We start from the raw sequence: 24,550 nt of genomic DNA on the forward strand, positions 1-24,550 counted from the left end.
GATCATGAGTGAAATCCCCGAGCAGGTTGTACTTCTCTCCGAGTCCGGCGAACACATTGGTGTTGCCGACAAGGCTCTCGTACACACCATCGACACCGCCCTGCACCTCGCCTTCTCGTGCCACGTCTACAACGCCGACGGCAAGGTGCTCGTCACGCGCCGCGCTCTCTCGAAACTCACCTGGCCCGGCGTGTGGACTAACTCGTTCTGCGGGCATCCGGCCCCCGGCGAAGACATGGCTGACGCGATCATCCGCCGCGCCAAGTACGAGCTCGGCATCACTGTCGGCGACGTGCAACTTGTGCTGCCTGACTTTCGATACCGCGCCGTTGACTCCTCTGGCATCGTCGAGAACGAAATCTGCCCCGTCTACCGTGCAGTGACGACGGATGCCGCAGCCCCGAACCCTGCAGAGGTCGACGAGTTTGACTGGGTTGACCCCGAATCGCTCCACAGCGCCGTGGCCGCAACGCCGTTCGCGTTCAGCCCGTGGCTCGGCTGGCAGTTGGAGCAGCTCGACGCTCAGCGTTAGGCGCCCAGCGCCGGCACACGTGACCGGCACTGAGCCCTCAGTACAGCTCCGCGCTTAGTAGCCGCGCGTGGGGTTGGCGGCTCGGATCTCTTCGAGAGCGCTATTGGCATAGCTGAGGCTCAAGTCTCGCGTGTAGGGCGTCGTGTAGATCCACAGGTCATCGATGAGCACGTGCGCCGGGAACCGACTGGCCGATGAACCTTCGGCTTCGCCGACATAGGTTTCGACTCCGTCGTTCTCAATAGTTTCGTAGCCCGACGCGAGAATCTGAGCGCGCAGCGCATCGAGGTCGGTGTTGGAGGTATCGGCGACCATCAAGCCGACAAAGACCTCAAAGCTGCCGGCGGGAGCCCACGTGCACTGCTGGCTCAACGGAACCTCGGCCAGGAAGTCTTCGAATCCTTCGTAACGCCCAGGCCAGGTGAGTTCGAACTCCCCCGTGTTTTCTACGCTAAGTAGTTCAGTGGTGTCACCAAGATAATCGGCAACCACGCTCAGCGGAAGCAACTCTTCGCAGGAGGGGATCACGAGAGGTTCGACCGCGGGAGCCGCTGATTCCGAAGGCGCGCTGCTCGGCGATACCGCTGGCGAGGCTTCAGGCGAATTTTCGACTACGGCCGGGGTGCACCCGACTAGTGACAGTGCAACCACAGTTGCCGATGCTGCAGCCACGAGACCACGGATAAGTGGTCGTGCCGAGCGTGTTTCAGATCCCCCGAAAGTGTTCATGAACGCAACAATATGCGAGGGTGAGAATTCGACAACTACTAAAAACGGAATCGTGATCTAACGTTCATTCGAGTTAGCCCCCGAGCGAACCCGCATCGTTCGCTCGCACATCGGTGCGGTGAAAATTTTGAAAGCTGCGGCTCGCCGTTGGACCACGCTGGCCCTGGTAACGGGAACCGTATTGACCCGAGCCATAAGGCGATTCGACCGGCGACGTCGTCTTGATAAAGCACAACTGGCCAATCTTCATGCCGGGCCAGAGCTTGATCGGCAAGGTCGCAACATTGCTGAGCTCAAGGGTGACGTGACCCGAGAAGCCGGGATCAACGAAGCCGGCGGTCGAGTGGGTGAGCAGGCCGAGGCGCCCGAGCGAGCTCTTGCCCTCGAGCCGAGCGGCAACGTCATCGGGCAAAGTCACGAGTTCGAACGTGGAACCGAGCACAAACTCACCGGGGTGAAGGATGAACGGCTGGTCGGCATCCACCTCCAGAAGGTGAGTGAGATCGGGCTGATCAACCGCCGGGTCGATGAACGGGTATTTGTGGTTGTCGAAGAGGCGGAAGAAGCGGTCGAGCCGCACATCAACACTCGACGGTTGCACCATGTCGAGATCGAGAGGGTCAAGGCCGATGCGGCCAGAGGCGAGTTCGGTCCGGATGTCGCGATCACTGAGAAGCATGGCCTAAGACTAACGAAATCCCGGCTGCGTAGTGCTCAGATGAGCAAACTTGGGGAGCCGCGAAAGCTACGACAGCCGGGCGGGAGCGAGCAGCGCGAGGCGCGATGAGGCGACATCCGCTGCCGTCTTCTCGATGAGTTCGTCGAGACTCTCGTAGCGGAACATTCCACGCAACCAGGCGTGCACCGTGAACTCGACCTCGGCGCCATAGAGATCGCCGTCGAAGTCGTGAATGAAAGCCTCGACCCGACGCTCGGTCACATCGTCGAACGTGGGGTTATCGCCAATGCTGATCGTGGCGCCGTGACGTGCCGCAGCAGGCGGAAAGCTCACCCAGCACGCATACACACCGTCGACCGGCAGCGCGTGCTGATCGATGACCGCAATATTCGCGGTGGGAAAGCCGAGCTCGCGGCCACGCTTGTCACCGTGCACGACGGTGCCACGAAAACTCAGCGTGGGCGGATGCTCCATTAGGCCACCGCAATCGGTGCTCGGGCCACGCTCGTTAGCCGTGGCGCGCACCCGTGACGCGAGCACGCTCGCGCCCTACAGGCCGCGGAACTGGCTGAGGTGAAAGACAAGAGGAGTGACTTCGGGGAACGCTTCAGAGTGGATGACTTCGAGAGCCACAATCTCGTGGTCACCGCCATCAAAGCTGTTGCGGATCTCGCACTCGAGCCACAAAGCGGCACCATCCATGTGGATGGCTCCCCCTTCGGTCGCACGCCACGCGACGTCGGCGAAGCGGTCACCAGTGCGGGAGGCGAGGCTGCGGGCGGTGCTTTCTTGATCGGCGCCGAGAACGCTGAGCCCGATGCGGGTGGCGCGAGCGAGCACAGGCCAGGTGGCGGAGGTGCGCGCAGGGCACACGGCCACGAGCGGTGGATCGAGGGAAACGGAGGTGAAGGAGTTGACGGCGATGCCGGTTGGGGTGCCATCGACGACGGCGGCGAGGGCGACGACGCCGGTGGGAAAGAGCGAGAGTGCTCGGCGAAGAGCAACCTGCGGGGGAACTTCTTCCGCGGTCGTCTGATGTGACATGGGCGGACTCCTTTGCTTGAAATGTTCAACCAGCGACTGCTAGTCAAGTTTGAACATATGACTACATGTTAGTCATTTTTGATCATGTAAACAACTAACTTTCTGCCCTGCGCGCCGACCGCTTGGCCTACCATTGGGGGCATGTCGACTACAACTCGCCTCGTCGTACTGGGAGCTGTGAACCAGTTCCAACCAGTTCACGGCTACTTTCTGCGCCGTGAACTGATGACCTGGCACATCGACGAATGGGCCAACATCCAACCCGGCTCGATCTACAACGCCCTGCGGTCGCTCACCAACGATGGCTATCTCGCCGAGAACGGCACCGAATCTGCCGGTAACCGCCCCGAACGCACGACCTACCGCATGACCGAAGCCGGCGAAGTCGAATTGCTCCGGATGCTGCGCGACGCCCTCTGGACAGTCGAAGTCTTCGACACCAAGCCCGTCATGGTGCTCACCTCGTTTATGTACGCCCTGCAGCGCGAAGAAGTGCTCGCCGGCCTCGAACACCGCGTCACCGAAATCGACGCCCGCATCGCCAGCAATACGTACCACATTGGTGATGTTGCAACCTCGACCTCGACCCCCGCCTACGTGCGCGAAATCTTCGAACTGGCAACCTCTCGCTTGCGCGGAGAACAGCAGTGGGCTCGAGACGTGATCGGCCGCATCCGCTCTGGCGACTACGTCTTTGCCGGAGAAGATGGCGACCGCCCCGCTCGCCGCGCTACGAGCTAGTTCTTCGCTTCACCCGCGGCCGTCGCCCGGTAGGCGGCACCCGGGTGGTCATCGCGCAAGATCGAATCGTCGGTGCCGAGCAGACGCTCGCGCAGCGTCGGAGCGTCATAGCCTTCGCCCGCAACTCCCCGCTCGCGCAGAATCGGCAGCACCTTCTCAATGAACTCGACCGTCGAACTGGGCTGGATCATCGGCGTCAGTAGGAACCCGTCGAGGTCGGCGCCCTCAGCGAGAGCGATCATCTCGTCAGCGATCTGCTCAGCAGTGCCCACGAAGGGCTTGCTGCGCACACCATTGCCGTGCCACTGAGCGAGAACATCGCCGACGGTCTGGTCGCCGAAGCGCGTGACCTGAGTCTGCGAGAGCTCGGTGTGGAGCTCCTTCATCGGCGTCGCCGGGTCGAAGGACGAGAGATCGAGGCCCGTGAACCACGCGTAGGAGGCGACAGCAACGTCGGGGCTCTCGGCATCCAGCACCGCTTGCAGCTTGGCCTTGGCTTCGTCAGCCGTGTCGCCGATCACGCACGTGAAGGCCGACATGATCTTGACCGAGTCGGCGGCGCGACCGTTCTTCACCGCTTCTTCACGAATGGATGCCACCTGCTCGGCGACCTTCTCGACCGCTCCGCCACCGAGGAAGACAGCTTCACCGTGCTTGCCGCCGAACTCGCGGCCGCGCGGAGAGGTGCCGGCCTGGAAGAGCACCGGGGTGCCCTGCGGCGAGTACGAGGAGTTTCCATAACCGTGCGACTTGAAGTACGGGCCATCGTGCTCGATGCGGTGAACCTTGGCGGGATCAGCGAAGCGACCGTTCTTGTCACGCTCGAGCGCGTCACGCTCCCACGCGCCCTCCCACAGCTTGTAGACGACCTCCATAAAGTCATCGGCCATGTCGTAGCGCTCGTCGTGCGCGACCATCGGAACACCGAAAGCCTGCGATGCCGTTTCGGCGGTACCCGTCGTGACAACGTTCCACCCGATGCGGCCGCCCGAGAGGTGGTCGAGGCTCGCAATGCGGCGAGCAAAAGCGTAGGGCTGTTCAAGAAGAGTGGATCCCGTGAGCACGAGTCCGAGATTCGTGGTGGTCGAGATGAGGGCAGCAGCCAGAATCGCCGGATCGAGGCGCGGCAGGTCGAGGCCCTCGACCGAGCAGATCTCGGGACGCTCGCCGTTGACGTCAGCCCAGCCCCAGGCATCCGCCAAGAACATGAAGTCGAAGCCGGCCTCTTCGCAGATGGTCGTGATCTCACGCCAGTAGTCGAGGCGGTCGAACATGTCGCGCTTGTTGTCGGGGTGACGCCACGTGGACGTTCCCGAGTCGTTGGCCTGGGGGTTCTCGAATAGACCGAAGCGAAGCTTCTTCATGATGAAACCTTTCGTGGTGGTGAAAAAGTCAGGTAGTGCTGACAAAAGTCAAAGTTGTAGCGGGAAAAGGTGGGGGGAGCCGAAAACTAGCGGCCGACGGCGGCCCCGTCGCTCCACCACAGCACTCGTTTGCGCACAAGAGCGAGCAGTGAAATGAGCACGACGCCCATGAAGCAGAGCAGCGCGATGCTGGCCCACGTGACGGGCAAATTGGCTTGGGCTGCGGCGATCGTGACGAGTGATCCGAGCCCTGCCTGCTGGCCGGCCGCGACAAACTCGGCGACAGCCGCGCCGACAATCGCCAGCGGAAGCGCGATACGCAGTCCCGCGAAAACGTAGGGCATCGACCCGGTGAAACGCAGGTCGCGGAAGATCTCCCAGCGGCTGGCATGCAGTGTCTTCATCACATCGAGAGCACGGTCATCCACATCTCGCAGCCCGGCAAGCGAGTTGACGAGCATCGGGAAGAACACGACCAGCGCGGTCACGATGAACTTGGGCGTCATGCCGAAGCCGAACGCCACGACAAGCGCGGGAGCGATGGCCACGATCGGAGTCACCATCACGACAACGACGAGCGGCATAACCGCGCGTTCCATGACCTGAAACTCGGCCATGATGATCGCCAAGATGAACCCGGCGATGATGCCCGAGCTCGCACCGACGAGAACTTCTAGCCCCGTCACGAGCATGTTCGCCCAGTACGTATCGGCATCTTTGATGAGGCTCACCCACACCTGGTCGATGGTCGGAATCACGTACGGGTTCGCGATCGCCGTGATCTGCCAGAGCGCTGCCGCAATCACAAAGGTGATGACGGCGGGAGCCCAGTTGGTCCAGCGCAAGTTCTGTTTGAACTTGGCCGAGGCCAGCGGCGAGAAGCGGCGACCGGTAGCGCTTGTCGCCGACTGAACGGCCAGTGCTGACGTGTCGGTTGTTGACATGCGTTCCTCGTTCCTGCGTGACTTAGGCACTTTTTTGTCCCATCACTTCGCGCAGCGTTTCGCGCACGTGGCCTTCAAGATCGCGGAACTCGTCGGTCGCGTACACGTCGATCGTGCGAGGACGTGGCAGGGGAACATCGATAACTTCGGCGATGTGGCCAGGATGCGCCCCCATCACCACGATGCGGTCAGAGAGCATGATCGCCTCGGGCACCGAGTGAGTCACAAACATGACCGCTTTGCGGTTGGACTGCCAGAAATCGAGCAGGCCCAAACGTTGAGCGTCACGGTTCATCTCATCGAGCGCCGAGAAGGGCTCGTCCATGAGCAACACACTCGGGTCAAACACGAACGCGCGAGCAATAGCGACGCGCTGCTGCATCCCACCCGAAAGCTGACCGGGATACTTGTCGAGCGCAGCGCCCAACCCGAATGACTCCAGAATCTCGCGAGGGTCGCGCAGGTTGCGGTTCGCGTTCGCTTTCGGGTTCACCTTCATCGGTAGGCGCACATTGTCGAGCACCGTACGCCACGGGAGCAGCGCTGGGGACTGGGGAACAAGACCGATCATCTTGTTCTTCGTCGCGGCTTTCACCGTCATCCCGTCGACCATGACGGTGCCGCTGTCGGCGTCGATGAGGCCGGCGACCGTCTTGAGCAGTGTCGACTTGCCGCACCCGCTCGGGCCGATCACCGAAACGAACTCGCCCATCTTGATCGAGAGGCTCACGTGGTTGAGCACGAGCGTGCGCGCCCCCTCGGGGCCGAAGCTCTTAGAGACGTTCTCGATATGAACGCCCGCGTGTGGCTGTGCGGTTTCCACAGTTACTCCCTGAGTTGTGAAGCCGGATGCCGCACCGGGTGGAGTGGTGCGGCATCCGAGCGGGGTGGTCGGGTTAGTTGCCCGGCCAGATCAGTTCGCCGTCTGCATAGAGATCAGCGACGAGCGTTTCATCCATCATGTCGGTGATAGCGGGAAGAGTGTCGACGTTGCCGAACTCTTTGACGAGTTCGTACTCGGCCGCCCAGTCAGCAGCAGTCTGGGTTCCGGGGAGCCCACTGTTGCTGTCCTTGACCCACTGCGATTCCACATTCCAGGTGCGTTCGAGCTGATCGCGTGGGAAGGCAGAACCTTGACCGTTGTCTTCGGCGAGCTGGGCGATCATGTCGATGCACTCGCCAGAGCTGTCGAGGCAGAACTGCAAGGCGTGCAGCGAAGCGCGCATGAAGTCAGCGGCGACTTCGCGGTTCTCGGCGAGAAACTCGGAGTTGACCTCCATGACGTTGTAGGTGCCTTCAACACCAACATCTGAGGGGAAGAACTCGCTGAACGGCAGGCCCTGAGCGCGAAGGTTCTCGGGCTGGTTCGAGGCGTAGCCAACAATGGCATCGACCTGACCGCGGGTGACCACGGTGGGGTCGTAATTGGTCATCTTGATTAGCTCGACCTTGCTGACATCGACGTCAGCAGCATCCAACATGGCGGAGGCGATCGGAGTGAGGTTGATGAAGTAGCCGAGCGAACCACCTTCAAGATCCTTGAGGCTCGTGATCTTCTCGTTGGCGAAGATCGAGAACGGCGGGGTGTTGCCGTAGGTCGCTACTGCCGTGAGGTTCGAGCTGTTGGCGGCGGCAAGCATGACATCGGATGCCGAACCGAGGGCGGTGAACTCAGCTTGACCCGAGGAGACGAGCTGTTGCCCGTTCGCACCGGAGGCGTTGATCTCTACGTCGAGGCACATGTCCTTGAAGTAGCCGAGCTCTTCGGCGAGGAATACGTCGAGCTGGCCAGCGCTGGCCGAGTATCCGTAGCCGGAGATGTAAGTGATGGTTCCCGCCGCGGCGTTGCGGTCGCAGGCTTCCTGAGAAATCAGGAGGTCGCTGGCGTCGGGTGTGGATTCTTCTTCGGGAGCTGTGCAGGCGGAGAGCGTGAGTGCTGTTACCAAGAGCGATGCGATGCCGAGGCCTCGCAATTTCTTGGAATCAAGAGGTGTAATCACTTGGATCCAGGTTCCTTCCTAGGCCGTATCCGTCATTGGATGGCTAGACAAAACGTACATGATCAAGATTGACTGTGCAAACTTGATTTACGGTCGTTTTGATTGCCACCACACGCTGGCCAGGCGCAATGACACTCGCGCTTCGGGTAGACAAGTCGTGCGCCCGACGGCACACGGATGGTTGCTACTGACGTTAGCGGAGGAAGACAGGAGTCAGTAGGCGCGCGTGGGGTTCGCTACGCGAATCTGCTCCAGTACTCGCGCGGTGACATCGGCAGCGAACTCGTTGTACGGAGGAGCTGCCGCCCTGAGCCACAAATCACCATCAAAATAATGGCTGGTGAAAAAGTCACCTCCCGGCTGCACGGTCAAGAACTCGAATGTGCTCGCGCTGCCCGCCACTTGCTCTGAAAACCCTTCGTCGCGCAGTGCAGTCATGAGATTAGCCGCATCGTTTTCAGAGACGCCAGCGACTGTGACCTCGAAACCATAACCAGAGCTTGGCAGCCCCCAGAGGCACCTCCGAGCGGTTGTGGCGTTCTGAGAAATCGGTTCAAGTTCGGCGAGTTCCATCTCGCGAAACGGGACAGCGTCATCCTCTTGCAATAACTCCGACCGGTCATTGGCAAATTCGTGCACATCATCCAACGGTATGAGCGTCTCGCAGTCGGGGAGAACGAGAGGCTCAACAACGGGAGTTGGGTCAGGGCTAGGTTCGATTGACTCGCTTGAGGGCACCGCTGATGGTTCGGTCGCGTTGTCTACCGCGTCACCCGTCTCGTCTTGCACGCAGCCCGCCAGCGCAATCACGATCAGAGTCGCGGATGCCGCCGCGATAGAAGTTCGGACAGGTCGTAGTTGGTCACTCACTGGGGTCCCCCTCGCATCCGTAGCAATGCCTGAAGGGTAGACCTATCTGTCTTCTTTTTACACAGTTGTAGCCGAACTGTGAGGATTACTGCCGATCAGTAGGTGCGGGTGGGGTTCGCTGTTCGCATGGCTTCGAGGCCACGATCGGCAACATCAACGGCAAGATCAGCACTCGTTGCGTTGACGTAAATCCAGAGGTCTCCCGCGAGATAGTGCAATTCGCTCCCCACGCTAAGCGAGTTATCTGCCGTGCGCGCCAGAGTAGTGAGACCACCCTCAGTTGCCCCCACAAACCCAGATTCGCTCAACGCCGTAGAGAGCGCAGCCGAATCGGCCTCGGTGATGTCAGCGACCGCAAGGTTGAACCCACCATCCGATCGCGGCAAACCCCAAATGCAGTGCTTGGCAATCGTCGCGTTCGAAGCGGCATCCGCGAACTCAGGGACATCGTCGGTGAGGGGCGGGATGATGTCATCCTCGGTGAAAATTTCTGTGTCAGGGGAGAACAGATTTTTGGCATCGCTCAAGGGGAGCAGGGTGTCGCAACCGGGAATGATGAGCGGCTCCGGTGTGGGGATCGGCGTGGAGCTGGAGGAGTCCGGAGCGGCTGGAGAGGGTGACGCGGCAGGCACCGAAACTTCCGGCTCCACGGGCGCACAACCGGCAAGCGCAACACTGAACAACAGTGCGGATGCCGCAACCGCCGTCATCCGCCGGCGTTGAGCTACGGCGAGCACTGAGTTGTCGTCGCGTCCACTGTTCATGATTGAAGAGTAACCCGGCCACCGGTTGGGCGGAAGAGAGTTATTCTTACTGCCCGGGTAGCTCGGCTGTGCCGCGCGACTAGCTGGACTGGCGTGCGAGCTGGCCCAGGGCATCCGCGTCGAGGATGACGACGCGGGCGCGGCCCTGCCGGATGATTCCGCGGCTGGCCAGATCAGACATGGCCTTGCTTGTGGATTCGCGGGTCGCACCGAGGAGTCCAGCGAGCTGATCGTGGCTGAGGCGGATTGTCGGATGCGTGAAGCGCGAAATGGGGGCTGCTTCGGCGAGGCGCAACAGCGTGCTGCACACGCGGGACTGCAACGGGCGAAGCGCAAGATCGGTGAGACGCTCTTCGAGCCGGACGACTTGCTCGCCGAGGTGGCGCGAAATGCGAATCGCAATGCGCGGGTCAGAGAGGAGGTACCGCTCGACATCCGCAGTATTGAGGAGACAGATTTCGACGTTGTCGACCGCTTCGGCGTAGTTGTCGTACATGCGCTGGCCGACCATCATCATTTCGCCAAAGACTGCGCCCGGCTCGAGGATCGCCATCGTGAGGGCCTTGCCGTCTTCGGTGACCCGGAAGATGCGGATGCGACCCTCTTTCAAAATGAAAAGAGCGGTGACGGGCTGGCTCTGGCTGAACACCAACTCGCCCATCGCATACGAACGCGAGGGCGCCATGCGGTCCATCTGCTCGATCTCGGCAGGCGACAGGTCGGCGAACAGGTCAACTTCGCTTAGGCAGCTAAATGAACCGTTGTCGATTGGCATGAGTGGTTCAGAATCCCTTCGCTGCGGCGACCACGGGCGCTCGCCCGCCAGAGGGGCAGACGCCACTCTCTCGCCACAGGGATCCATCATGGCATGCTCGCCTCTACTCTCTAGCGGTATTCGGGGTTGGCTTCGAAGCCGAAGTGCTCGCCGTCGTTCCACGCCTTGCGGGTGTTTCCGTAGGCGGGGATACCGCCGGCGTTCTTGAGAATCGAGGCCAGGTGCATGAGGTTCCACGACATGAAGGTCGTGTTGCGGTTAGTGAAGTCGTTCTCGAGACCGCCTGAGCCCTCGTCGAGGTAGCTGGGGCCGGGGCCGATTTCGCCAAGCCAGCCAGCATCCGCTGCGGGAGGGATGACGTAGCCAATGTGCTGAAGGCTATAGAGCACCGACATGGCGGAGTGCTTCATGCCATCCTCGTTTCCGGTGAAGAGCGCGCCGCCGACCTTGCCATAGAAGACGTACTGGCCCTTGTCGTTGAACTCGCCACTCATCGCATAGAGACGCTCGATGAGCATCCGCGTGACAGAGGAGTTGTCGCCCAGCCAGATCGGTCCGCCGATGACGAGGATGTCGGCCGCTTCGATGAGGGGCCAGACTTCGTCCATCCAGGCATCCTTCTCCCAGCCGTGCTCGCGCATGTCTGGATAGACGCCGATGGCGATGTCGTGGTCGATGAAACGCACGTTGTCGACGTGCACTCCGGCACTGCGCATCAGCTGGATGCTGGAATCCATGAGCCCCTGGGTGTGGCTCATCTCGGGGCTCTTCTTGAGCGTGCAGTTGATGAAGACGGCCTTGAGCCCGTCGTAGCGGGGGGCGTCTGCAGGAACGGTGTTCGCGTTAGTTTCGGTAGCCATGACCCGATGTTACGGGCGAGCCCTCGTTGAGAACTGTGATCTAGCGTACGGTTCGCTGAACAATGCGCTGCTAAACATGACTGGGGGCAAACGCCCTCTCGAAAGGAACACGCATGCCCGCTCAGTGGGATCTCATCGTCATCGGCTCCGGCAGCGCCGGAATTGTCGCCAGCAAGACCGCCGCCCGGTTTGGTGCACGGGTGTTGATGGTCGAACGCCACCGTCTCGGTGGGGATTGCCTCTGGACCGGCTGCGTTCCCTCGAAATCACTGATCGCTACAGCGCATGCCGCTCACGTCATGCGAACCTCCGAGCGCTTCGGCATCACCGCCGACAACGTAACAATCGACTTTGCGCGGGCGATGGGGCACGTCAAGGATGCGATTGCCACGATCGAGCCGCACGATTCCGCCGAGGCTTTTGCCGAGTTCGGCATCGAGGTCATCCACGGGGATGCTCACTTCACTGGTCGCCACTCGCTAGAAATCGATGGCACTCGCCACACGTTCGTGCAGGCCGTGATCGCGACAGGGACCGAACCGCGTCTCCCCAAGTTCGCCGGCACCGACAGCATCGAGATGCTCACGAGCGACAGCATTTGGGAACTCGACGAACTACCACCGCGCCTCGTCGTGCTGGGCGGCGGTGCGATCGCAAGTGAACTCGGCCAAGCAATGGCCCGACTGGGTTCCGCCGTGACGATTGTGAACCGCCGCGACCGCATCCTTCCCACTGAGGATGAGCGTTCCAGCAGCATCCTGCAGGCGACGTTCGACGGCGACGGCATCACCGTGTTCAACGGTCGCTCTGCCACCGAGGTCATCTCGACCGACGGACTGGCCGGAGAGCTCGTGCTCGATGACGGCACCCGTGTGCCCTTCGACCGCCTGCTGGCCGCGATCGGGCGCTCAACCCGCGTGGGGACTCTCGCCCCCGAGGCCGCTGACGTAAACATCACGGCCGAGGGATTCATCGATGTCGATGCCTCGCTGCGCAGCTCCAACCCGCAGATCTGGTCGGCCGGCGACGCCGCCGGGTTGCCAAAGTTTAGCCACATCGCCGGAGTAAGCGGCAGCATTGCAGGCACCAACGCGGCCCTGGGCCTACGCCGCAAGTTCAATGACCAGCTTGTGCCCCGCGTCACGTTCACCTCGCCCGAAATCGCAGCCGTCGGCATCACCGCGGCGGATGCCGTGCCCGGCAAGCACCGCGTTTATACCGGCGAACACCTCTCAACGGACCGCGCCATTGCCGAAGGTGAAGAAGAGGGTTTCGCGCAGATCGTCGTCGACACTCGCGGCCGGGTACTTGGCGGCACAATCGTCGGACCGCGCGCGGGGGAAAGCCTCGGAGAGCTCACACTTGCCGTCAGCGCGAAACTCTCCACGAGCGCGCTCGCCTCGGCGACCCACGCCTACCCGACCTTCAGCGATGCCCTCTGGAATGCGGCCATTGCTGACGTTCAATACCGCTTGAAGAGCGGCGTCGTGAAGTCAGCTATCCAACTGTTGGCTCGGGTTCGCCGGGCGACGTTGGGAAAGCCGAAGGACTAGCGCAGCAGGCGGTAGCCGACGATCATCCGCTGGGTGGCGCTGACGAACACGATGATGCTCCACACAATCGCGATCTGCCATGCGAAGAACGGCACGATCAGCCAGAGCGCGTGAGTGAATACCGTCTCGCCGCCTTCGGCAATACGACCGAGGAAGAACAGGGAACGGTTGTCTTCGTCTGAGACCGTTCGGCCGGTGCGTTCAGCGATCGAGGAGAACGCGAGAAACGCGGCACCGTTGAGGTAGTAGCTGAACATGACGAGCAAGAACGGCCACCAGGGCGCCCCGAATGCGGTGGTCGCACCGATCGCAACACCAAGGACCGTCGCGCCGTAGACCACAAAGTCGGCGACGATGTCGAGAAAGCCGCCCGCTTGGCTCGCAGCAGCGGAGCTCGAGGCATTCACGCCATCCCGACCCGAAACGGATGCCGCAGCGAGCCGCCGTCGAGCAAGAGTTCCGTCGAGCCCATCCAGCACTCGCGACAGCAGCCACGCGATGAGCGCGAGGCTCCACCATTGCGTTGCGGCGAGCGCCGCACTACTCAGGCCGACGACGAGCCCGGCGATCGTGATGCGGTCGGGCGTGATCCAAGGCACGTCGAGGGCGGATGCCATGCCGTTGAGCGGTCGACTGACCGCTCGACGCAGTTGGGCATCCAGCACGGCTAGTCGTTCTCCGCGTCGAGTTCTTTGGCGGCATCCTCGTCACCGGCGGCCGCTGCGGCGACAGCGTCTTTCTTGCGCAGTCGCGCGGCAACGATCCCGCCACCGATCGTGAGAACGCCGAGTGCTCCGAGTGCGATGAAGAACCCGGTGTTGAGTTCAGCGCCATAGGCGCCGACCGCGACGAACGCCATGGTGCCGGGGATGATGCCGACGGTCGTGCCGATCATGTAGTCGCGCACGCGCACCGCGGTGAGGCCGGCCGCGTAGTTGATGACGGTGAAGGGGATGAGGGGGATGAGTCGCAACGCAATCATGGAGAGCAAGCCCCGTTTCTGTAGCATCTCGTCAACGGCGCGAACCTTGCCGCCCGTGTACTGCTCAACAGCTTCGCGGCCAAGCAGGCGGCCAATCCAGAAGGAGAGGGCTGCCCCGATAACGGCGCCCACGAGCACGAGTAAGGTGCCGATCCACAATCCCCACGCGAGCCCTGCGGCAATGCTGATCACGGCTTTCGGCGCTGGCGTAAGGGTGAGCACCGCATAAATGAGAATGAAGATCAGGGCCCCCAGCACGCCGGTGCCTTCTGCTGCCGCTTGAATCTCTTCAACGCTCGGAATCTCTACCGTGAACGCCACAATGACAATGGCCACGAGGAACACGACGAACGCGCCAGCTTTCCAGAGCGCTGAGGCGCGTTTATTTTTCATTTGAGCAATGCTATGTCGGAGCTATGAAGTCCGTATGTGATGTGGCTTACTGAAGTAATAAGTTGTTCGCGCTTAATCTGGAGTGCGCTGTGCGGGGCATCTCGACAGTTCCCCGTGAGCCCTCAATTACTTAGGAGCACCTGCGTGCAGATCTGGCTACCGTTTCGTCGTGCGGCTTCCCCCACCACTGCCCGCCGCCGCGTCCTTCCCGCGCTTGCTACGGCAGCAGTGACCGCGTTGGCCCTGAGCGCGTGCTCGGCACCAACGACCACTCCTCGCGGCCCTGAGTTCTTCGACTGGGCTGACGTGCAGATCGCTGCCGAAGGCCAAACAGTGAAACTGTGGATGTGGGGCGGCGACGATCAGGGAAACGCGTACGTCGACGATGTACTAGCTCCGGCTGCGGCGGTGCAGGGCGTCACTCTTGAACGTGTTCCGATTGCCGACACCAAGGATGCGCTCAACCGTGTCTTCACTGAGCTGCAGGCTGGCCGTAATACGGATGGCGCTGTTGATCTCGTCTGGATCAATGGCGACAACTTCCGCACTGGCAAGCAGGCTGATGCTTGGTTCTGCGAGTGGACAGACCTGCTGCCCAACATGACCTTGGTCTCCGACTCTGACCCACTGCTCACCGAAGACTTCGGCACTCCTGTGGATGGCTGCGAGGCTCCCTGGCACAAGGCACAGTTCTCGTTCGTCTACAACGAGGCCACGGTGCCGAACCCTCCGACGACCATCGAGGGCATCCTCGACTGGGCCGAAGATAACCCCGGTCGCTTCACCTACCCGGCTGCTCCCGATTTCACGGGATCCGCTTTCTTGCGCGAGGTGCTCTACAGCGTCTCGGGTGGCTACGAGAATGTTCCTTCGGTCTACAGCGATGACGCTTTCGCCGAACTTTCCCCCGCCCTCTACGAGAGACTCGACCAGCTCGCGCCGTCACTGTGGCGCGAAGGCAGTACGTATCCCGCAACCTCGGAACAACTGACGAAGCTGTTTGCCGATGGCGAGATCGACTTGATGATGACGTATGGTCCCGCCACGCTCACCGCACTCGTGGAGAACGGCACGCTCCCCGAGACCACACGAGTGCTCACTGTGGAGGACGGAACGCTGGGCAATGCCAGCTTCTTCGGCATCCCGAGCAACTCCGGCAACATTGCTGGAGCCATGGTCGTCGCGAATGAAGCCCTCTCGGTTGAGCAGCAGGTCGCCAAGGCCGACCCTGCCGTGTGGGGCCAGTTCACGGTGCTGGATTTGGATGTGCTTTCCGCCGATGATCGCGCCCTGTTTGATGCCCTGCCGCAGTCGCCTGTTGTGCCAAGCTTCGACATCCTCTCGCAGAATGCCAACCCCGAACTCTCGGCCGAATGGGTTCCTGCACTCGATGACGGTTGGCGCACTACGATCGCTGCTCGTTGATGACGGCGGTGCAGAGTCGGCCGCGACGCCACGGGATGCGTGCCACGCTTCTCGTGCTCCCGGCGATCATCCCGGTCGCAATTGTGGTGATCGGCGGCATCGGCACCACGGTGGTGCAAAGTCTCGGGCTCATGCCACTTGTTGGCGCGCCAGCCCTCAGCACGGACGCGTTCGGCAGCGCGGACGACCTGCTCGGCTCCGCGCTGCTTTCTCTGGGGATCGCCGTCGTGTCAACCGCGATCGCTGCCGTAGTCGGGTTCTTCACCGCCGTACTCATCATCTCGGGCAACTGGGGTGGCCGCATCGTGGGCGCCCTCAGCGCTGCGGCCGTCACCGTGCCCCACCTCGTCGGAGCTGCGAGCGTCGGCCTTCTGCTCTCCGACTCTGGCGTGCTCGCCCGTATTCTCGGCATCCCGCCAGAATCGTGGCCCGCGCTCGTCGCCGGCCCCACTTGGTTTGCCGTGATCGCTGAGTACGCGTGGAAAGAATCCGCCTTCGTCGCGCTCATCATTGTCGGCACCCTCGCCACCCGCATCACGTCCTACGACGAAACTGCCGCTGTGCTCGGCGCTCACCGCGGAGCCCGGCTGCGCTTCGTCGTTTTGCCACTGGCCGCCCCGTCTCTTCTCGTGGCATCCGCTATCGCTTTCGCTTACACGCTCGGTTCGTATGAGGTCGCGTGGCTGCTAGGCAAGACCTACCCCGAGCCGCTCTCGGTCATGGCGCTGCGGTTATTCAACTCGGCAAGCCTCACCGCTCGGCCCGAGGCTGCCGCCGTTGCCGTGATTACTCTGCTTCTCACGGCGGCGATCGTGGGCGTCGCCATGCTCGGTCTCCGACGGATGCGAGCGTGGCAATGAGCGCCGGAACCACGAGCGTCAACCTCGATAAGCCGGTCGCGCACCCACCCCGGCGGATGCCCGGGGACCACGGCAGCCCGCTGACTCAGTCTCGCGGCGTTGCCCGTGTGCTGCGCATCCTCTCGACCGCGCTCATCGCGCTGTGGTTTGCACTGCCGTTTTTACCCCTCGTGCTGTGGTCGTTTGCGAACCAATGGATGCACCCCGCCGCGTTCCCGATGGAAGCCGGCACCGACGGCCTCACCGCCGCTCTCGCCAACGGCGGCGGGCTCGCCTTCATCCACTCGCTGCTGCTGTCGCTTGTGGTGGCCGCGATCGCGACCCCGCTCGGAGCAATGGCCGCCCGCGCACTCTCGCGCGGTCACGTTCGCTTCGGTAAGGCGATTACCGTTCTTCTCTTCTCCCCCGTGCTGCTTCCGCCCTTCGCTGCAGTGCTTGGCCTCAATGTGCTGCTGCTGCGCGCGTGGGTGCCGCCGGCCATTGGTGTGGTTCTCGTGCTCGTTGCGGTGGCGATTCCGTACACAACGTTCTCGATGCGCGCCGCCTATTCCGCCTACGACAATGGCTTCGATGACGCTGCCCGCACGCTCGGGGCGAGCTCACGGCTGACGCTGTGGCGCATTCACCTCCCCCTGATCGCTCCGGCGTTGGCACGCTCTGCTTTCTTGGCGTTCTTGGTCGGCTGGAGCGATTACCTCATCACGCTCGTGGTGGGAGGCGGCCATATGATCACACTGCCACTCATCATCGCGTCAAGCGCATCCGGTGTCGGCAACGAATCAAGCGTGGCGGTGTTGTCGCTCTCCGCGGTCATTCCACCCCTCATCCTGTTGGGCTTCATTGCTCGCACCCGCAATCTCGACCCAGGGAAGCAACGATGACCACTCACACCCAGACCACTAACGTGGAGACCTCTGCGATCACCCTCACGGGCATCACGAAGAGTTATTCGGCCGCCTCTCCTGCCGCGCTGCGCGAGGTGAACCTCGATATTTTGCCGGGCACGAGCACCGCGATTGTGGGGCCGAGCGGTTCGGGCAAGAGCACGATTCTGCGCATCATTGCCGGTCTTGAGGATGCCGATGGTGGCCAAGTGCGCCTCAGCGGTCGGGATGTCACAGCGCTTCTGCCGGAGCAGCGCGGTATCTCGATGGTGTTCCAGCGCCCGCTGCTGTTTCCGCATTTGACGGTGCTCGACAATGTCGCGTTTGCCGATCGCGCGGCAGGACTCAGCCGTGGGCAGGCTCGGGAGCGCGCCCGCGAGCACCTAGAGCTGGTGCAGATGGGGGCATTCGCATCCCGCTCGCCACACTCGCTTTCGGGCGGCCAGCAGCAGAGAATCGCTGTGGCGCGCGCTCTCGCCGCAAAGCCTTCCGTACTACTGCTCGACGAACCGTTCAGCGCCCTCGATCCCGGGCTGAAAGATGAGATGCACGCGATGATTGCGAGCATTCGGGAGGCCGTGAATCCGACCATTCTCTTCGTCACCCATGACCGTGATGAGGCGAGCGCGATGGCCGAACGGATCGTTGTCCTTGAGAACGGTCAGTTGCTGCAACACGACACCGTCGACAACGTTTTTCACCGGCCGGCATCGCTCGCGGTTGCTCGACTTCTTGGCGGCAAGAATGCGTTCGCCGGGGAGGTCAGGAACGGGGTGCATCATTCCGCGATCGGCGCCGTCGCCATCAGTTCCACGGTTGAATCGGGCCCCGCAACGCTCGTCTTCCGCCAGGAAGCGGTCTCCGCTTCAGCGCGCGTCCCCGATAACAGAACGGATGCTTCGCCACCTGTCACTCGCGATTCAGATGCCACCGCGTGCCAGAGTCGGGGCCCGCGCGAGCTGCACGGCGTCGTCACCTCTGCCATTCAGCGCGGCCCGCGTCGCGAGCTTCTCGTTCGAGTCGGAGACGCCGAGATCCGCACCGAGGCAGCCCCCGGCACTCTTCTCTCAGCTGGCGATTCCGTCACAGTTTCTCTGCCGTGCGAAGCGCTCTGGACGGTTCCCTCTTAGCCGCGCAATTGCCGAAGCTGGCGACGCCGGGCAGCTATTGGGGGCTAGACCGGCTCGGGCGCAATCTGCTCGTCAGCTGGCGGAACGATCTGGTCGTTCTCTAAGACGGGATCGTTTTTACGGATGTGCCTCACCACAAGTACACCAGCGACCGCGAGGACCCCGATGGCTCCGAGCGCGAAGTAGAAACCGTCATTGAGCTCTGCACCGTAAGCGCCCACCGCGACATACGCGAGCGTGCCCGGGATGATGCCGATGACAGTACCGAGGGCGTAATCCCGCACGCGCACGGCAGTCAACCCTGCGGCGTAGTTGATGAGGGTAAACGGGAGCACGGGGATGAGGCGAAGTGCAATCACCGACAGCAGGCCCCGGCGCTGAAACATGTCATCGACAACGCGCACTCGCCCACCGGTGAAGTGCTCGACGGCATCCCGCCCCAAGTATCGTCCGAGCCAGAACGAAAGCGCTGCGCCGATCAGGGCGCCGATCAGCACGATGAGACTGCCGATCCAGAGCCCCCAGGCAACCCCGCCCGCGATACTGAGCACACTTTTCGGTATTGGAGTGAGCGTGAGAAGCGCGTACCCAGCCACAAAGATGGCGATTCCCGGGCTTCCTGCGCTCTTCGTCCATTCGTGAATCTCATCCGTAGAGGGGACCTGCACGGTCAACGCGACGATCACGATCGCAACGAGGATTGCGAGAAGAACGCCAGCGCGCCACAGAGTTGAGGCGCGGGGCTTTGTCATGAGCCCAATGCTACGGCTCCCCTGGACCCGCGGTGTGTGATCGGGCTTACTCAGCGGCACACCGGTCCCGAGGCGGAACTCCCGTTCCCTGCTTTCGTGAGGAAAGTTATGGCAGCATTAGCGAATGGTCTATGTCGCTGATGATGCCCGTTATGAACCGATGCCCTACCGCCGTGTGGGGCGTAGTGGCCTGAAACTGCCCGCCGTCTCGTTGGGACTCTGGCAGAACTTTGGAGATGACAAGCCGCTCGCCAACCAGCGTGCGATTCTGCGCCGCGCTTTCGATCTCGGCGTCACTCACTTCGACCTCGCCAACAACTACGGCCCTCCCGCCGGTTCTGCCGAGTCGAACTTCGGCCAGATTCTGCGTGAAGACTTCCGTCCGTACCGCGACGAGATGATCATCTCCAGCAAGGCCGGCTACGACATGTGGCCCGGCCCCTACGGTGTGATGGGATCACGCAAGTATTTGCTCGCGAGCCTCGACCAGTCCCTCAACCGCCTTGGTCTCGACTACGTCGACATCTTCTACTCGCACCGCGCCGACCCCGACACTCCTCTGGAGGAGACGATGGGTGCGCTGCACACTGCCGTCACCTCGGGCCGTGCTCTCTATGCCGGAATCTCGAGCTACTCGCCCGAACTCACGCGCGAAGCCGTGCGGATCATGAATGACCTCGGAACGCCCCTGGTCATCCACCAGCCCTCGTACTCGATGTTCAACCGGTGGGTCGAAGACGGACTTCTCGACACCGTGGAAGAGCTGGGCTTGGGCGTTATCGCGTTCTCGCCGCTCGCCCAAGGACTACTCACCGATCGCTACCTCGGCGAAGTTCCCGCAGACTCGCGGGCCGCCAAGGGCGGCTCGCTCAAGTCGGGAATGCTCAACGACGAAACCCTCGGTCGTGTGAAGGCGCTCAACGACATCGCTTCCGGACGCGGCCAGTCGCTCGCACAACTCGCCATCTCGTGGGCACTGCGCAACGATCGCGTCACCTCCGCCCTCATCGGTGCCTCGAGCGTCGCTCAGCTCGAGCAAAACCTTGCCGCGGTTCAGAACCTCTCGTTCGAGGATTCCGAGCTGGCTGCAATCGACGAGCACGCCAAGGATGCCGGCATCAACCTGTGGGCAGCATCGAGCGCGGTTTCCTAAGCCGCCATCGCACGACAGCTGCAGTCGCTGTGGGAGGGTAGAGCGTGAGCTCCCCCACAGCGCAGCAGCACCACGACGAAGTACTCGGTGCGCTTTCCGCGCTCGCCCGCGAAACGGAGATCTCGCCCAAGCGCGGTGAACTCGTGCGGGCCGATCGCCGCTCCGGCTACGCCTACTTCGGTCTGCGCACGCCAGACCGCCGCCGCCGAGTTGCGGCTGGCTTCTCGTTCACCGACCAGGATTCGGCATCCGTCCTCGCTGCATGGGATGGGATCTGGAACCTCGCCAACAACGGCGATGTGATGTTTGCGGCGCTCGATTTCTATCGGCACCGGATCGGTTCACGCCGTTGGACCGCGGCTGACGGCGCCGAACTCTGGAGCACCACCGTCGGCTGGATCGGGCGCATCGACAACTGGGCTCACGCCGATGACCTGGCTCGGCTGTATTCGTTCGCGCTGGCCGACCAGCCAGAACTCGTGTATCCGACACTCGAGGAGTGGAGCCGTTCCGACAGCGAATGGCAACGGCGTATCGCGATGGTGAGCCTCATCCACTACAGCGGCAAGAACGCCGTCTTCATGCCGATCGACCCGTGCCTTCAGTTGCTCGCGAACTGCGTGGACGACCGGCGCAAGACCGTCTCGAGCGCGCTCGGTTGGGTACTGCGCGAACTGCTGGCCGTGCATCCGGATGCCGTACGCGCGTTTCTGGCGACCCACTCCGCGAGCATGCCGCGGCCCGCCATTCGCCGCGCGACGGAGCGCTTGCCTCAACCCGAACGCGACCGCGTGCGCGCCTCGCTCGCTTAGCTCGGCCGCTCAGGGGACGAAACCCAGGACGCTGTTTTCCTCGGTTCTTGGTGGGCGCCAAGTGTCATAACTACCCCACCAATGCACAGCACAGTCGCGCCTGCCGCAATGGCGATCGCATACGCCCGCGGGTCCAAACTTGACCCAGCATCGGCAGCGCGCACTGAGGCGTACGAGAGAAGCTGCGACGAAATCACGGTGGAAAGGGTAGACGAGAGGCCAAGAATAGGTACGCTCACTGCCGTAACTCGCCCCATAAATCCCGGCGGTGTTGAGGCTTGCAAAATGGGCCCCTGCGCAACCAGATAGACCGCAAATCCAACACCACAGAGCAGCATCATCCCTGCTGCTGACCAGAAATCCCGCGTGAAGGCATAACCGAAATAGCAGAGACCAAGAGCGACGATCACGCTAGGAAAAAGTCGCTCACTGCCCACCTTGCGCACCAGCGGCGCAGCGAACGCAGCTCCGATGAGGCCTCCAAGCGAAAAGCTTGCGGCGACCATTCCATATTCGGCAGCGCTGAGGCGAAGTGTTTCGAGAGCGAAAAGGGACAGCACCGCATTGTTTATCCCCAGCGAGACGCCGTAGAGCCCAACGCCGATGAGAACCATCCTTATCGAACGCACGCGCCAGGCCGTGACGATCCCGCTGCGAAAACGCGACCAAAATGATGCGATTTCGGGTTCTGAGATCGGGATCACCGCGAGGTTTCGAGTCTGCGCGATTACGAGTGCGGAGACAAGGAAGGTCAGCATGTTCGCGGCCAAGGCAGGGATAGCACCGTAGAGGGAAAAGAGCGCCGGGCCGAGCGCAGCAGCAATGACCGCGACGCCTAAGCCTGCGAACATGCTCTTGCTCGAGGCATCCACTCGACGTTCGGCGGGGATCACTACTTGCATCAGCGCGGCGCGTGCCGGATTGAAGAACTGCGAAAGCACCGAGATACCCAGCAACAAACAGAGCAGCGAGCCAATCATCAGTTGCTTGCTAGGGCCAGTGCTCGCAATCGCGATGACGGGAACGATCAGTGCAGCGCGAATCACGTCGGCCCAGACCATTGTGGGCTTCGCGCGCCAACGATCGACCCAGACTCCGGCAAACGGAGCAATGAAAAGCCGAGGCGCCGAGGAAGCGATCACAACAGCCGCGACATAAGTAGGAAGCAACGGGTCGTTGCGGGCGAGATCGAGCACCAGCCACACCGTGGCTGTGGCGCCGAGAACGAATTCCCCAAACGACGAAGTGGCTTGCGCCACCCACAGCAACGCAAAGTTTCTACTAACTAGATATCGCGCTGTCCTGCCCACGGTGCCAAGTTAGCTATCGTTTTGTTGCTCGGAACTGTCGCGCTGCTCCGAAGTGGGTGAATCCGAATCGCGATCCCGCTTGACGGACTCGTCGAGTGCCTGAGGATCGCCGTTACCACCGCCGTTTGCTTGCAGAAAGCTCTGCGCGATATTCGCCACCGTCGCGCCGAGGCGATAGAGGAACGCGGTGATTGTGGTCATGCTGCAACCCTAGGCGAAAAAGCGAGAAAATTTCCGTTCAGGCCGCGCCGAGCTCCACCGAGATCTCGCGCGCGACGTCCTGCAGCAACGGCAGGTTGGCTTTGAGGGAGTTGAGGTCAGCGACCATCCGGATCGCCGTATTCGAGAGCGCACCGACCACCCCAGCCGGGCCATAGATCGGCACCGCGATGCAGTTGACGAAGTCTTCGAACTCGCCGTCGTCTACCGCCCAGCCGCGGGCTGAGACGGTCGAGAGCTCGGCATCGAGGTCGGGGCGGGTGGTGAGAGTCTTCGCCGTGAACTTCTCCCAGACCACGTTTCGCAGCACGGCATCCCGGTCAGAGGCATCGAGCCCAGCGAGAATCGCTTTGCCGACGCCGCTGCAGTACGGCCGCGCTGGGCTGCCAATGCGCGAATACATGCGCACACCGCTGGTGTCTTCGACCTTGTCGACATAGACGATGCTGTGGTCAACAATGGCAGCGAGATGGATGGTGTTGCCCACTGTGCGGTGAAGCTTCACGAGGCGATCGTGAGCAATTTCGGCCAGATCGAGACTGTCGGATGCCAGGTGCGAGAGTGCAATCAGTCGCAAGCCGAGCACGTACTCGCCATTCTTTCGCTTGCGCAGGTAACCGACCTCTTCGAGGGATTGCACCTCGCGGAACATCGTGGAGCGGTGCACCTCAAACTCGGCAGCTAGCTGGCTGACACTTGCGGGATGCCGGGCAATCGAGTCGATGATGCGCGCTGCTCGACGAACGCTCTGCGACATCCGGGCTCCCTCTGCTGGCGGTGTGGTGCGGCATCCACGTCACACCGATGTGTTGCACTATCTGCAACAGTGTTGCACAGAATGCGCACATGGTCGATAGTGGAACCGTGCAAACGACAACGAAGCCGGAGATCATCACGATCGGCGAGACCATGGTGCTCATTACGCCCACGGTCGCCGAGCCCATCGAAACGGCTGAGCTGTTCCACCTCGAAACCGGTGGCGCAGAATCAAACGTCGCAGTTCACTTGTCCGCCCTCGGCCATCACGCCGCCTGGGCAAGCCACTTGGGGTCGGATGCTCTCGGCCGCCGCGTCGAGCGCCAACTCCGCGAGCGCGGTGTCGACACGAGCCTCGTGAAGTTCAGCACGGATGCTCCCACCGGCTTCTATTTCAAAGATCCCGGAAACGGTGTGATCTACCATCGCGCCGGCTCAGCCGCGTCGGCCATGACCGCCGACGATCTGGCGGACGTCGCGTTCGAGCAGGCCGCCCTCACCCACATTTCGGGAATTACGCCGTCTCTCTCGGCGAGCTGCGCTGCACTCATCGAGTCGGTTCTCGATCGCGCTCAGCACAGCGACACTGTTGTGAGCTTTGACGTGAACTACCGTGCCGCGCTGTGGCCCATCGAAGAGGCCGGGCCAACTCTCCTCGCTCTCGCCCGCCGAGCAGACATCGTGCTCGTCGGCCTCGACGAAGCCGAAGTGCTGTGGGGCACGACCACGCCGGAAGAAGTGCGGGCACTGCTCGACGCCCCCGGCATCCTCGTGATTAAGGACGGCGACGTCGGCGCGACAGAATTCAGCGCCGAGGGCACCGTCTTCGTTCCCGCCCACACGGTTGACGTCGTCGAAGCCGTCGGAGCTGGCGACGCGTTCGCCGCCGGCTACCTCAGCGGCTACCTCACCGGGCTCACTCCGGAACAGCGCTTGGGCCTCGGCCACGACCGCGCTGCCCTCGTGCTGAAATCCACCACCGACCTCCCCACGCTCTAACTCTTCTCCCCCACACCGCT

Annotated in this window: 28 protein-coding genes; 10 read left to right on the forward strand and 18 right to left on the reverse strand. The window is 62.2% G+C overall.

Annotation, left to right across the window (positions count from 1 at the left end):
* Window positions 1-4 precede the first annotated feature (4 nt).
* Window positions 5-532, forward strand: a complete 528-nt coding sequence (gene idi / locus I6E56_RS08305; RefSeq protein ID WP_197137276.1) for an isopentenyl-diphosphate Delta-isomerase — start codon at window positions 5-7, stop codon at window positions 530-532.
* Window positions 533-586: 54 nt separating this feature from the next.
* On the opposite strand, the gene I6E56_RS08310 is transcribed toward idi, so the two are convergent.
* From I6E56_RS08310 to I6E56_RS08325, 4 genes are all read right to left on the reverse strand, one after another.
* On the reverse strand, window positions 587-1,204 hold the full coding sequence (locus tag I6E56_RS08310; RefSeq protein WP_197137277.1) for a hypothetical protein: 618 nt from the start codon (window positions 1,202-1,204) through the stop codon (window positions 587-589).
* A 130-nt stretch (window positions 1,205-1,334) separates the two neighbouring features.
* The gene (gene dcd / locus I6E56_RS08315) at window positions 1,335-1,940 is read right to left on the reverse strand and encodes a dCTP deaminase (protein ID WP_197137279.1); all 606 of its coding nucleotides are present in this window, start codon (window positions 1,938-1,940) and stop codon (window positions 1,335-1,337) included.
* Between the two features lie 66 nt (window positions 1,941-2,006).
* The gene (locus tag I6E56_RS08320) at window positions 2,007-2,480 is read right to left on the reverse strand and encodes a riboflavin kinase (RefSeq protein ID WP_197137281.1); all 474 of its coding nucleotides are present in this window, start codon (window positions 2,478-2,480) and stop codon (window positions 2,007-2,009) included.
* 9 nt (window positions 2,481-2,489) lie between these two features.
* A complete protein-coding gene (locus I6E56_RS08325) occupies window positions 2,490-2,984 on the reverse strand; it encodes a flavin reductase family protein (protein WP_197137283.1) in 495 nt (164 codons plus the stop codon).
* A gap of 141 nt (window positions 2,985-3,125) precedes the next feature.
* Between I6E56_RS08325 and I6E56_RS08330 the strand changes: the two genes are divergently transcribed.
* The gene (locus I6E56_RS08330) at window positions 3,126-3,725 is read left to right on the forward strand and encodes a PadR family transcriptional regulator (protein WP_197137285.1); all 600 of its coding nucleotides are present in this window, start codon (window positions 3,126-3,128) and stop codon (window positions 3,723-3,725) included.
* Here I6E56_RS08330 and I6E56_RS08335 read toward each other — a convergent pair.
* From I6E56_RS08335 to I6E56_RS08370, 8 genes are all read right to left on the reverse strand, one after another.
* On the reverse strand, window positions 3,722-5,089 hold the full coding sequence (locus tag I6E56_RS08335) for an NtaA/DmoA family FMN-dependent monooxygenase (RefSeq protein ID WP_197137287.1): 1,368 nt from the start codon (window positions 5,087-5,089) through the stop codon (window positions 3,722-3,724). The two genes, I6E56_RS08330 and I6E56_RS08335, sit on opposite strands and share 4 nt — an antisense overlap.
* Before the next feature lie 86 nt (window positions 5,090-5,175).
* Window positions 5,176-6,033, reverse strand: a complete 858-nt coding sequence (locus I6E56_RS08340; RefSeq protein WP_197137289.1) for an ABC transporter permease — start codon at window positions 6,031-6,033, stop codon at window positions 5,176-5,178.
* Window positions 6,034-6,055: 22 nt separating this feature from the next.
* A complete protein-coding gene (locus tag I6E56_RS08345; protein WP_197137291.1) occupies window positions 6,056-6,856 on the reverse strand; it encodes an ABC transporter ATP-binding protein in 801 nt (266 codons plus the stop codon).
* Between the two features lie 73 nt (window positions 6,857-6,929).
* A complete protein-coding gene (locus I6E56_RS08350; protein WP_307842807.1) occupies window positions 6,930-8,033 on the reverse strand; it encodes an ABC transporter substrate-binding protein in 1,104 nt (367 codons plus the stop codon).
* Window positions 8,034-8,246: 213 nt separating this feature from the next.
* Window positions 8,247-8,903 (reverse strand): hypothetical protein, encoded by a 657-nt coding sequence (locus I6E56_RS08355; RefSeq protein WP_197137293.1) that lies wholly within the window; start codon window positions 8,901-8,903, stop codon window positions 8,247-8,249.
* A 95-nt stretch (window positions 8,904-8,998) separates the two neighbouring features.
* Window positions 8,999-9,667, reverse strand: coding sequence for a hypothetical protein (locus tag I6E56_RS08360; RefSeq protein ID WP_197137295.1), 669 nt, complete (start codon window positions 9,665-9,667; stop codon window positions 8,999-9,001).
* Between the two features lie 79 nt (window positions 9,668-9,746).
* The gene (locus tag I6E56_RS08365; RefSeq protein ID WP_197137297.1) at window positions 9,747-10,442 is read right to left on the reverse strand and encodes a Crp/Fnr family transcriptional regulator; all 696 of its coding nucleotides are present in this window, start codon (window positions 10,440-10,442) and stop codon (window positions 9,747-9,749) included.
* Window positions 10,443-10,552: 110 nt separating this feature from the next.
* Window positions 10,553-11,302, reverse strand: a complete 750-nt coding sequence (locus tag I6E56_RS08370) for a flavodoxin family protein (protein WP_197137299.1) — start codon at window positions 11,300-11,302, stop codon at window positions 10,553-10,555.
* A gap of 113 nt (window positions 11,303-11,415) precedes the next feature.
* On the opposite strand from I6E56_RS08370, the gene I6E56_RS08375 reads away from it, so the two are divergent.
* Window positions 11,416-12,855 carry an NAD(P)/FAD-dependent oxidoreductase gene (locus I6E56_RS08375; RefSeq protein WP_197137301.1) on the forward strand — a complete coding sequence of 480 codons (1,440 nt, stop codon included), beginning with the start codon at window positions 11,416-11,418 and terminating at the stop codon, window positions 12,853-12,855.
* On the opposite strand, the gene I6E56_RS08380 is transcribed toward I6E56_RS08375, so the two are convergent.
* Window positions 12,852-13,520: a CDP-alcohol phosphatidyltransferase family protein gene (locus I6E56_RS08380; RefSeq protein WP_197137303.1), complete on the reverse strand. Its 669-nt coding sequence runs from the start codon at window positions 13,518-13,520 to the stop codon at window positions 12,852-12,854. The genes I6E56_RS08375 and I6E56_RS08380 overlap by 4 nt on opposite strands.
* A gap of 2 nt (window positions 13,521-13,522) precedes the next feature.
* Entirely contained in the window at window positions 13,523-14,230 is a 708-nt protein-coding gene (locus tag I6E56_RS08385) for a TVP38/TMEM64 family protein (RefSeq protein ID WP_197137305.1), read from the reverse strand.
* A 144-nt stretch (window positions 14,231-14,374) separates the two neighbouring features.
* Here I6E56_RS08385 and I6E56_RS08390 point away from each other — a divergent pair, with 144 nt between their 5' ends.
* From I6E56_RS08390 to I6E56_RS08405, 4 genes are read left to right on the forward strand one after another with little or no spacing between them, the layout of a single operon-like run.
* The gene (locus tag I6E56_RS08390) at window positions 14,375-15,655 is read left to right on the forward strand and encodes an ABC transporter substrate-binding protein (protein WP_197137306.1); all 1,281 of its coding nucleotides are present in this window, start codon (window positions 14,375-14,377) and stop codon (window positions 15,653-15,655) included.
* A gap of 8 nt (window positions 15,656-15,663) precedes the next feature.
* Window positions 15,664-16,515: an ABC transporter permease subunit gene (locus I6E56_RS08395; protein ID WP_307842808.1), complete on the forward strand. Its 852-nt coding sequence runs from the start codon at window positions 15,664-15,666 to the stop codon at window positions 16,513-16,515.
* On the forward strand, window positions 16,512-17,396 hold the full coding sequence (locus I6E56_RS08400) for an ABC transporter permease (protein WP_231606546.1): 885 nt from the start codon (window positions 16,512-16,514) through the stop codon (window positions 17,394-17,396). Before I6E56_RS08395 ends, I6E56_RS08400 begins: the two co-directional genes overlap by 4 nt.
* Entirely contained in the window at window positions 17,393-18,529 is a 1,137-nt protein-coding gene (locus I6E56_RS08405) for an ABC transporter ATP-binding protein (protein WP_197137308.1), read from the forward strand. The genes I6E56_RS08400 and I6E56_RS08405 overlap by 4 nt, the downstream gene beginning before the upstream one ends.
* Window positions 18,530-18,573: 44 nt before the next feature.
* Here the strand turns inward: I6E56_RS08405 and I6E56_RS08410 are convergent, their stop codons facing one another.
* A complete protein-coding gene (locus tag I6E56_RS08410) occupies window positions 18,574-19,281 on the reverse strand; it encodes a TVP38/TMEM64 family protein (protein WP_197137309.1) in 708 nt (235 codons plus the stop codon).
* A gap of 124 nt (window positions 19,282-19,405) precedes the next feature.
* On the opposite strand from I6E56_RS08410, the gene mgrA reads away from it, so the two are divergent.
* Together mgrA and I6E56_RS08420 are read left to right on the forward strand one after the other, a co-directional pair.
* Window positions 19,406-20,434, forward strand: a complete 1,029-nt coding sequence (gene mgrA, locus I6E56_RS08415; RefSeq protein ID WP_197137310.1) for an L-glyceraldehyde 3-phosphate reductase — start codon at window positions 19,406-19,408, stop codon at window positions 20,432-20,434.
* 44 nt (window positions 20,435-20,478) lie between these two features.
* A complete protein-coding gene (locus I6E56_RS08420) occupies window positions 20,479-21,246 on the forward strand; it encodes a DNA alkylation repair protein (protein ID WP_197137311.1) in 768 nt (255 codons plus the stop codon).
* Here I6E56_RS08420 and I6E56_RS08425 read toward each other — a convergent pair.
* Genes I6E56_RS08425 through I6E56_RS08435 form a run of 3 tightly spaced genes read right to left on the reverse strand, consistent with a single transcriptional unit; the run spans window position 21,243 to window position 23,532 of the window.
* Window positions 21,243-22,556 (reverse strand): MFS transporter, encoded by a 1,314-nt coding sequence (locus I6E56_RS08425; RefSeq protein WP_307842809.1) that lies wholly within the window; start codon window positions 22,554-22,556, stop codon window positions 21,243-21,245. The two genes, I6E56_RS08420 and I6E56_RS08425, sit on opposite strands and share 4 nt — an antisense overlap.
* A gap of 9 nt (window positions 22,557-22,565) precedes the next feature.
* Window positions 22,566-22,757 (reverse strand): hypothetical protein, encoded by a 192-nt coding sequence (locus I6E56_RS08430; protein ID WP_197137314.1) that lies wholly within the window; start codon window positions 22,755-22,757, stop codon window positions 22,566-22,568.
* Window positions 22,758-22,794: 37 nt separating this feature from the next.
* Complete coding sequence (locus I6E56_RS08435; RefSeq protein WP_197137316.1) at window positions 22,795-23,532, reverse strand: IclR family transcriptional regulator; 738 nt, start codon at window positions 23,530-23,532, stop codon at window positions 22,795-22,797.
* Window positions 23,533-23,621: 89 nt separating this feature from the next.
* Here I6E56_RS08435 and I6E56_RS08440 point away from each other — a divergent pair, with 89 nt between their 5' ends.
* Window positions 23,622-24,530 (forward strand): sugar kinase, encoded by a 909-nt coding sequence (locus tag I6E56_RS08440; protein WP_197137317.1) that lies wholly within the window; start codon window positions 23,622-23,624, stop codon window positions 24,528-24,530.
* The last annotated feature ends 20 nt before the right edge of the window (window positions 24,531-24,550 follow it).

It is taken from the genome of Salinibacterium sp. NK8237, from assembly GCF_015864955.1.
Classification (GTDB): domain Bacteria; phylum Actinomycetota; class Actinomycetes; order Actinomycetales; family Microbacteriaceae; genus Rhodoglobus.

Bases quoted from the DNA above. Each gene is read 5' to 3' on its own strand.
- I6E56_RS08405 (WP_197137308.1), top strand. From the start codon at position 17,393: ATGACCACTCACACCCAGACCACTAACGTGGAGACCTCTGCGATCACC.
- I6E56_RS08430 (WP_197137314.1), bottom strand. From the start codon at position 22,757: ATGACCACAATCACCGCGTTCCTCTATCGCCTCGGCGCGACGGTGGCG.
- I6E56_RS08435 (WP_197137316.1), bottom strand. From the start codon at position 23,532: ATGTCGCAGAGCGTTCGTCGAGCAGCGCGCATCATCGACTCGATTGCC.
- I6E56_RS08385 (WP_197137305.1), bottom strand. From the start codon at position 14,230: ATGAAAAATAAACGCGCCTCAGCGCTCTGGAAAGCTGGCGCGTTCGTC.
- I6E56_RS08370 (WP_197137299.1), bottom strand. From the start codon at position 11,302: ATGGCTACCGAAACTAACGCGAACACCGTTCCTGCAGACGCCCCCCGC.
- I6E56_RS08410 (WP_197137309.1), bottom strand. From the start codon at position 19,281: ATGACAAAGCCCCGCGCCTCAACTCTGTGGCGCGCTGGCGTTCTTCTC.
- I6E56_RS08325 (WP_197137283.1), bottom strand. From the start codon at position 2,984: ATGTCACATCAGACGACCGCGGAAGAAGTTCCCCCGCAGGTTGCTCTT.
- mgrA (WP_197137310.1), top strand. From the start codon at position 19,406: ATGGTCTATGTCGCTGATGATGCCCGTTATGAACCGATGCCCTACCGC.
- idi (WP_197137276.1), top strand. From the start codon at position 5: ATGAGTGAAATCCCCGAGCAGGTTGTACTTCTCTCCGAGTCCGGCGAA.
- dcd (WP_197137279.1), bottom strand. From the start codon at position 1,940: ATGCTTCTCAGTGATCGCGACATCCGGACCGAACTCGCCTCTGGCCGC.
- I6E56_RS08360 (WP_197137295.1), bottom strand. From the start codon at position 9,667: ATGAACAGTGGACGCGACGACAACTCAGTGCTCGCCGTAGCTCAACGC.
- I6E56_RS08440 (WP_197137317.1), top strand. From the start codon at position 23,622: ATGGTCGATAGTGGAACCGTGCAAACGACAACGAAGCCGGAGATCATC.
- I6E56_RS08330 (WP_197137285.1), top strand. From the start codon at position 3,126: ATGTCGACTACAACTCGCCTCGTCGTACTGGGAGCTGTGAACCAGTTC.
- I6E56_RS08335 (WP_197137287.1), bottom strand. From the start codon at position 5,089: ATGAAGAAGCTTCGCTTCGGTCTATTCGAGAACCCCCAGGCCAACGAC.
- I6E56_RS08340 (WP_197137289.1), bottom strand. From the start codon at position 6,033: ATGTCAACAACCGACACGTCAGCACTGGCCGTTCAGTCGGCGACAAGC.
- I6E56_RS08375 (WP_197137301.1), top strand. From the start codon at position 11,416: ATGCCCGCTCAGTGGGATCTCATCGTCATCGGCTCCGGCAGCGCCGGA.
- I6E56_RS08365 (WP_197137297.1), bottom strand. From the start codon at position 10,442: ATGCCAATCGACAACGGTTCATTTAGCTGCCTAAGCGAAGTTGACCTG.
- I6E56_RS08400 (WP_231606546.1), top strand. From the start codon at position 16,512: ATGAGCGCCGGAACCACGAGCGTCAACCTCGATAAGCCGGTCGCGCAC.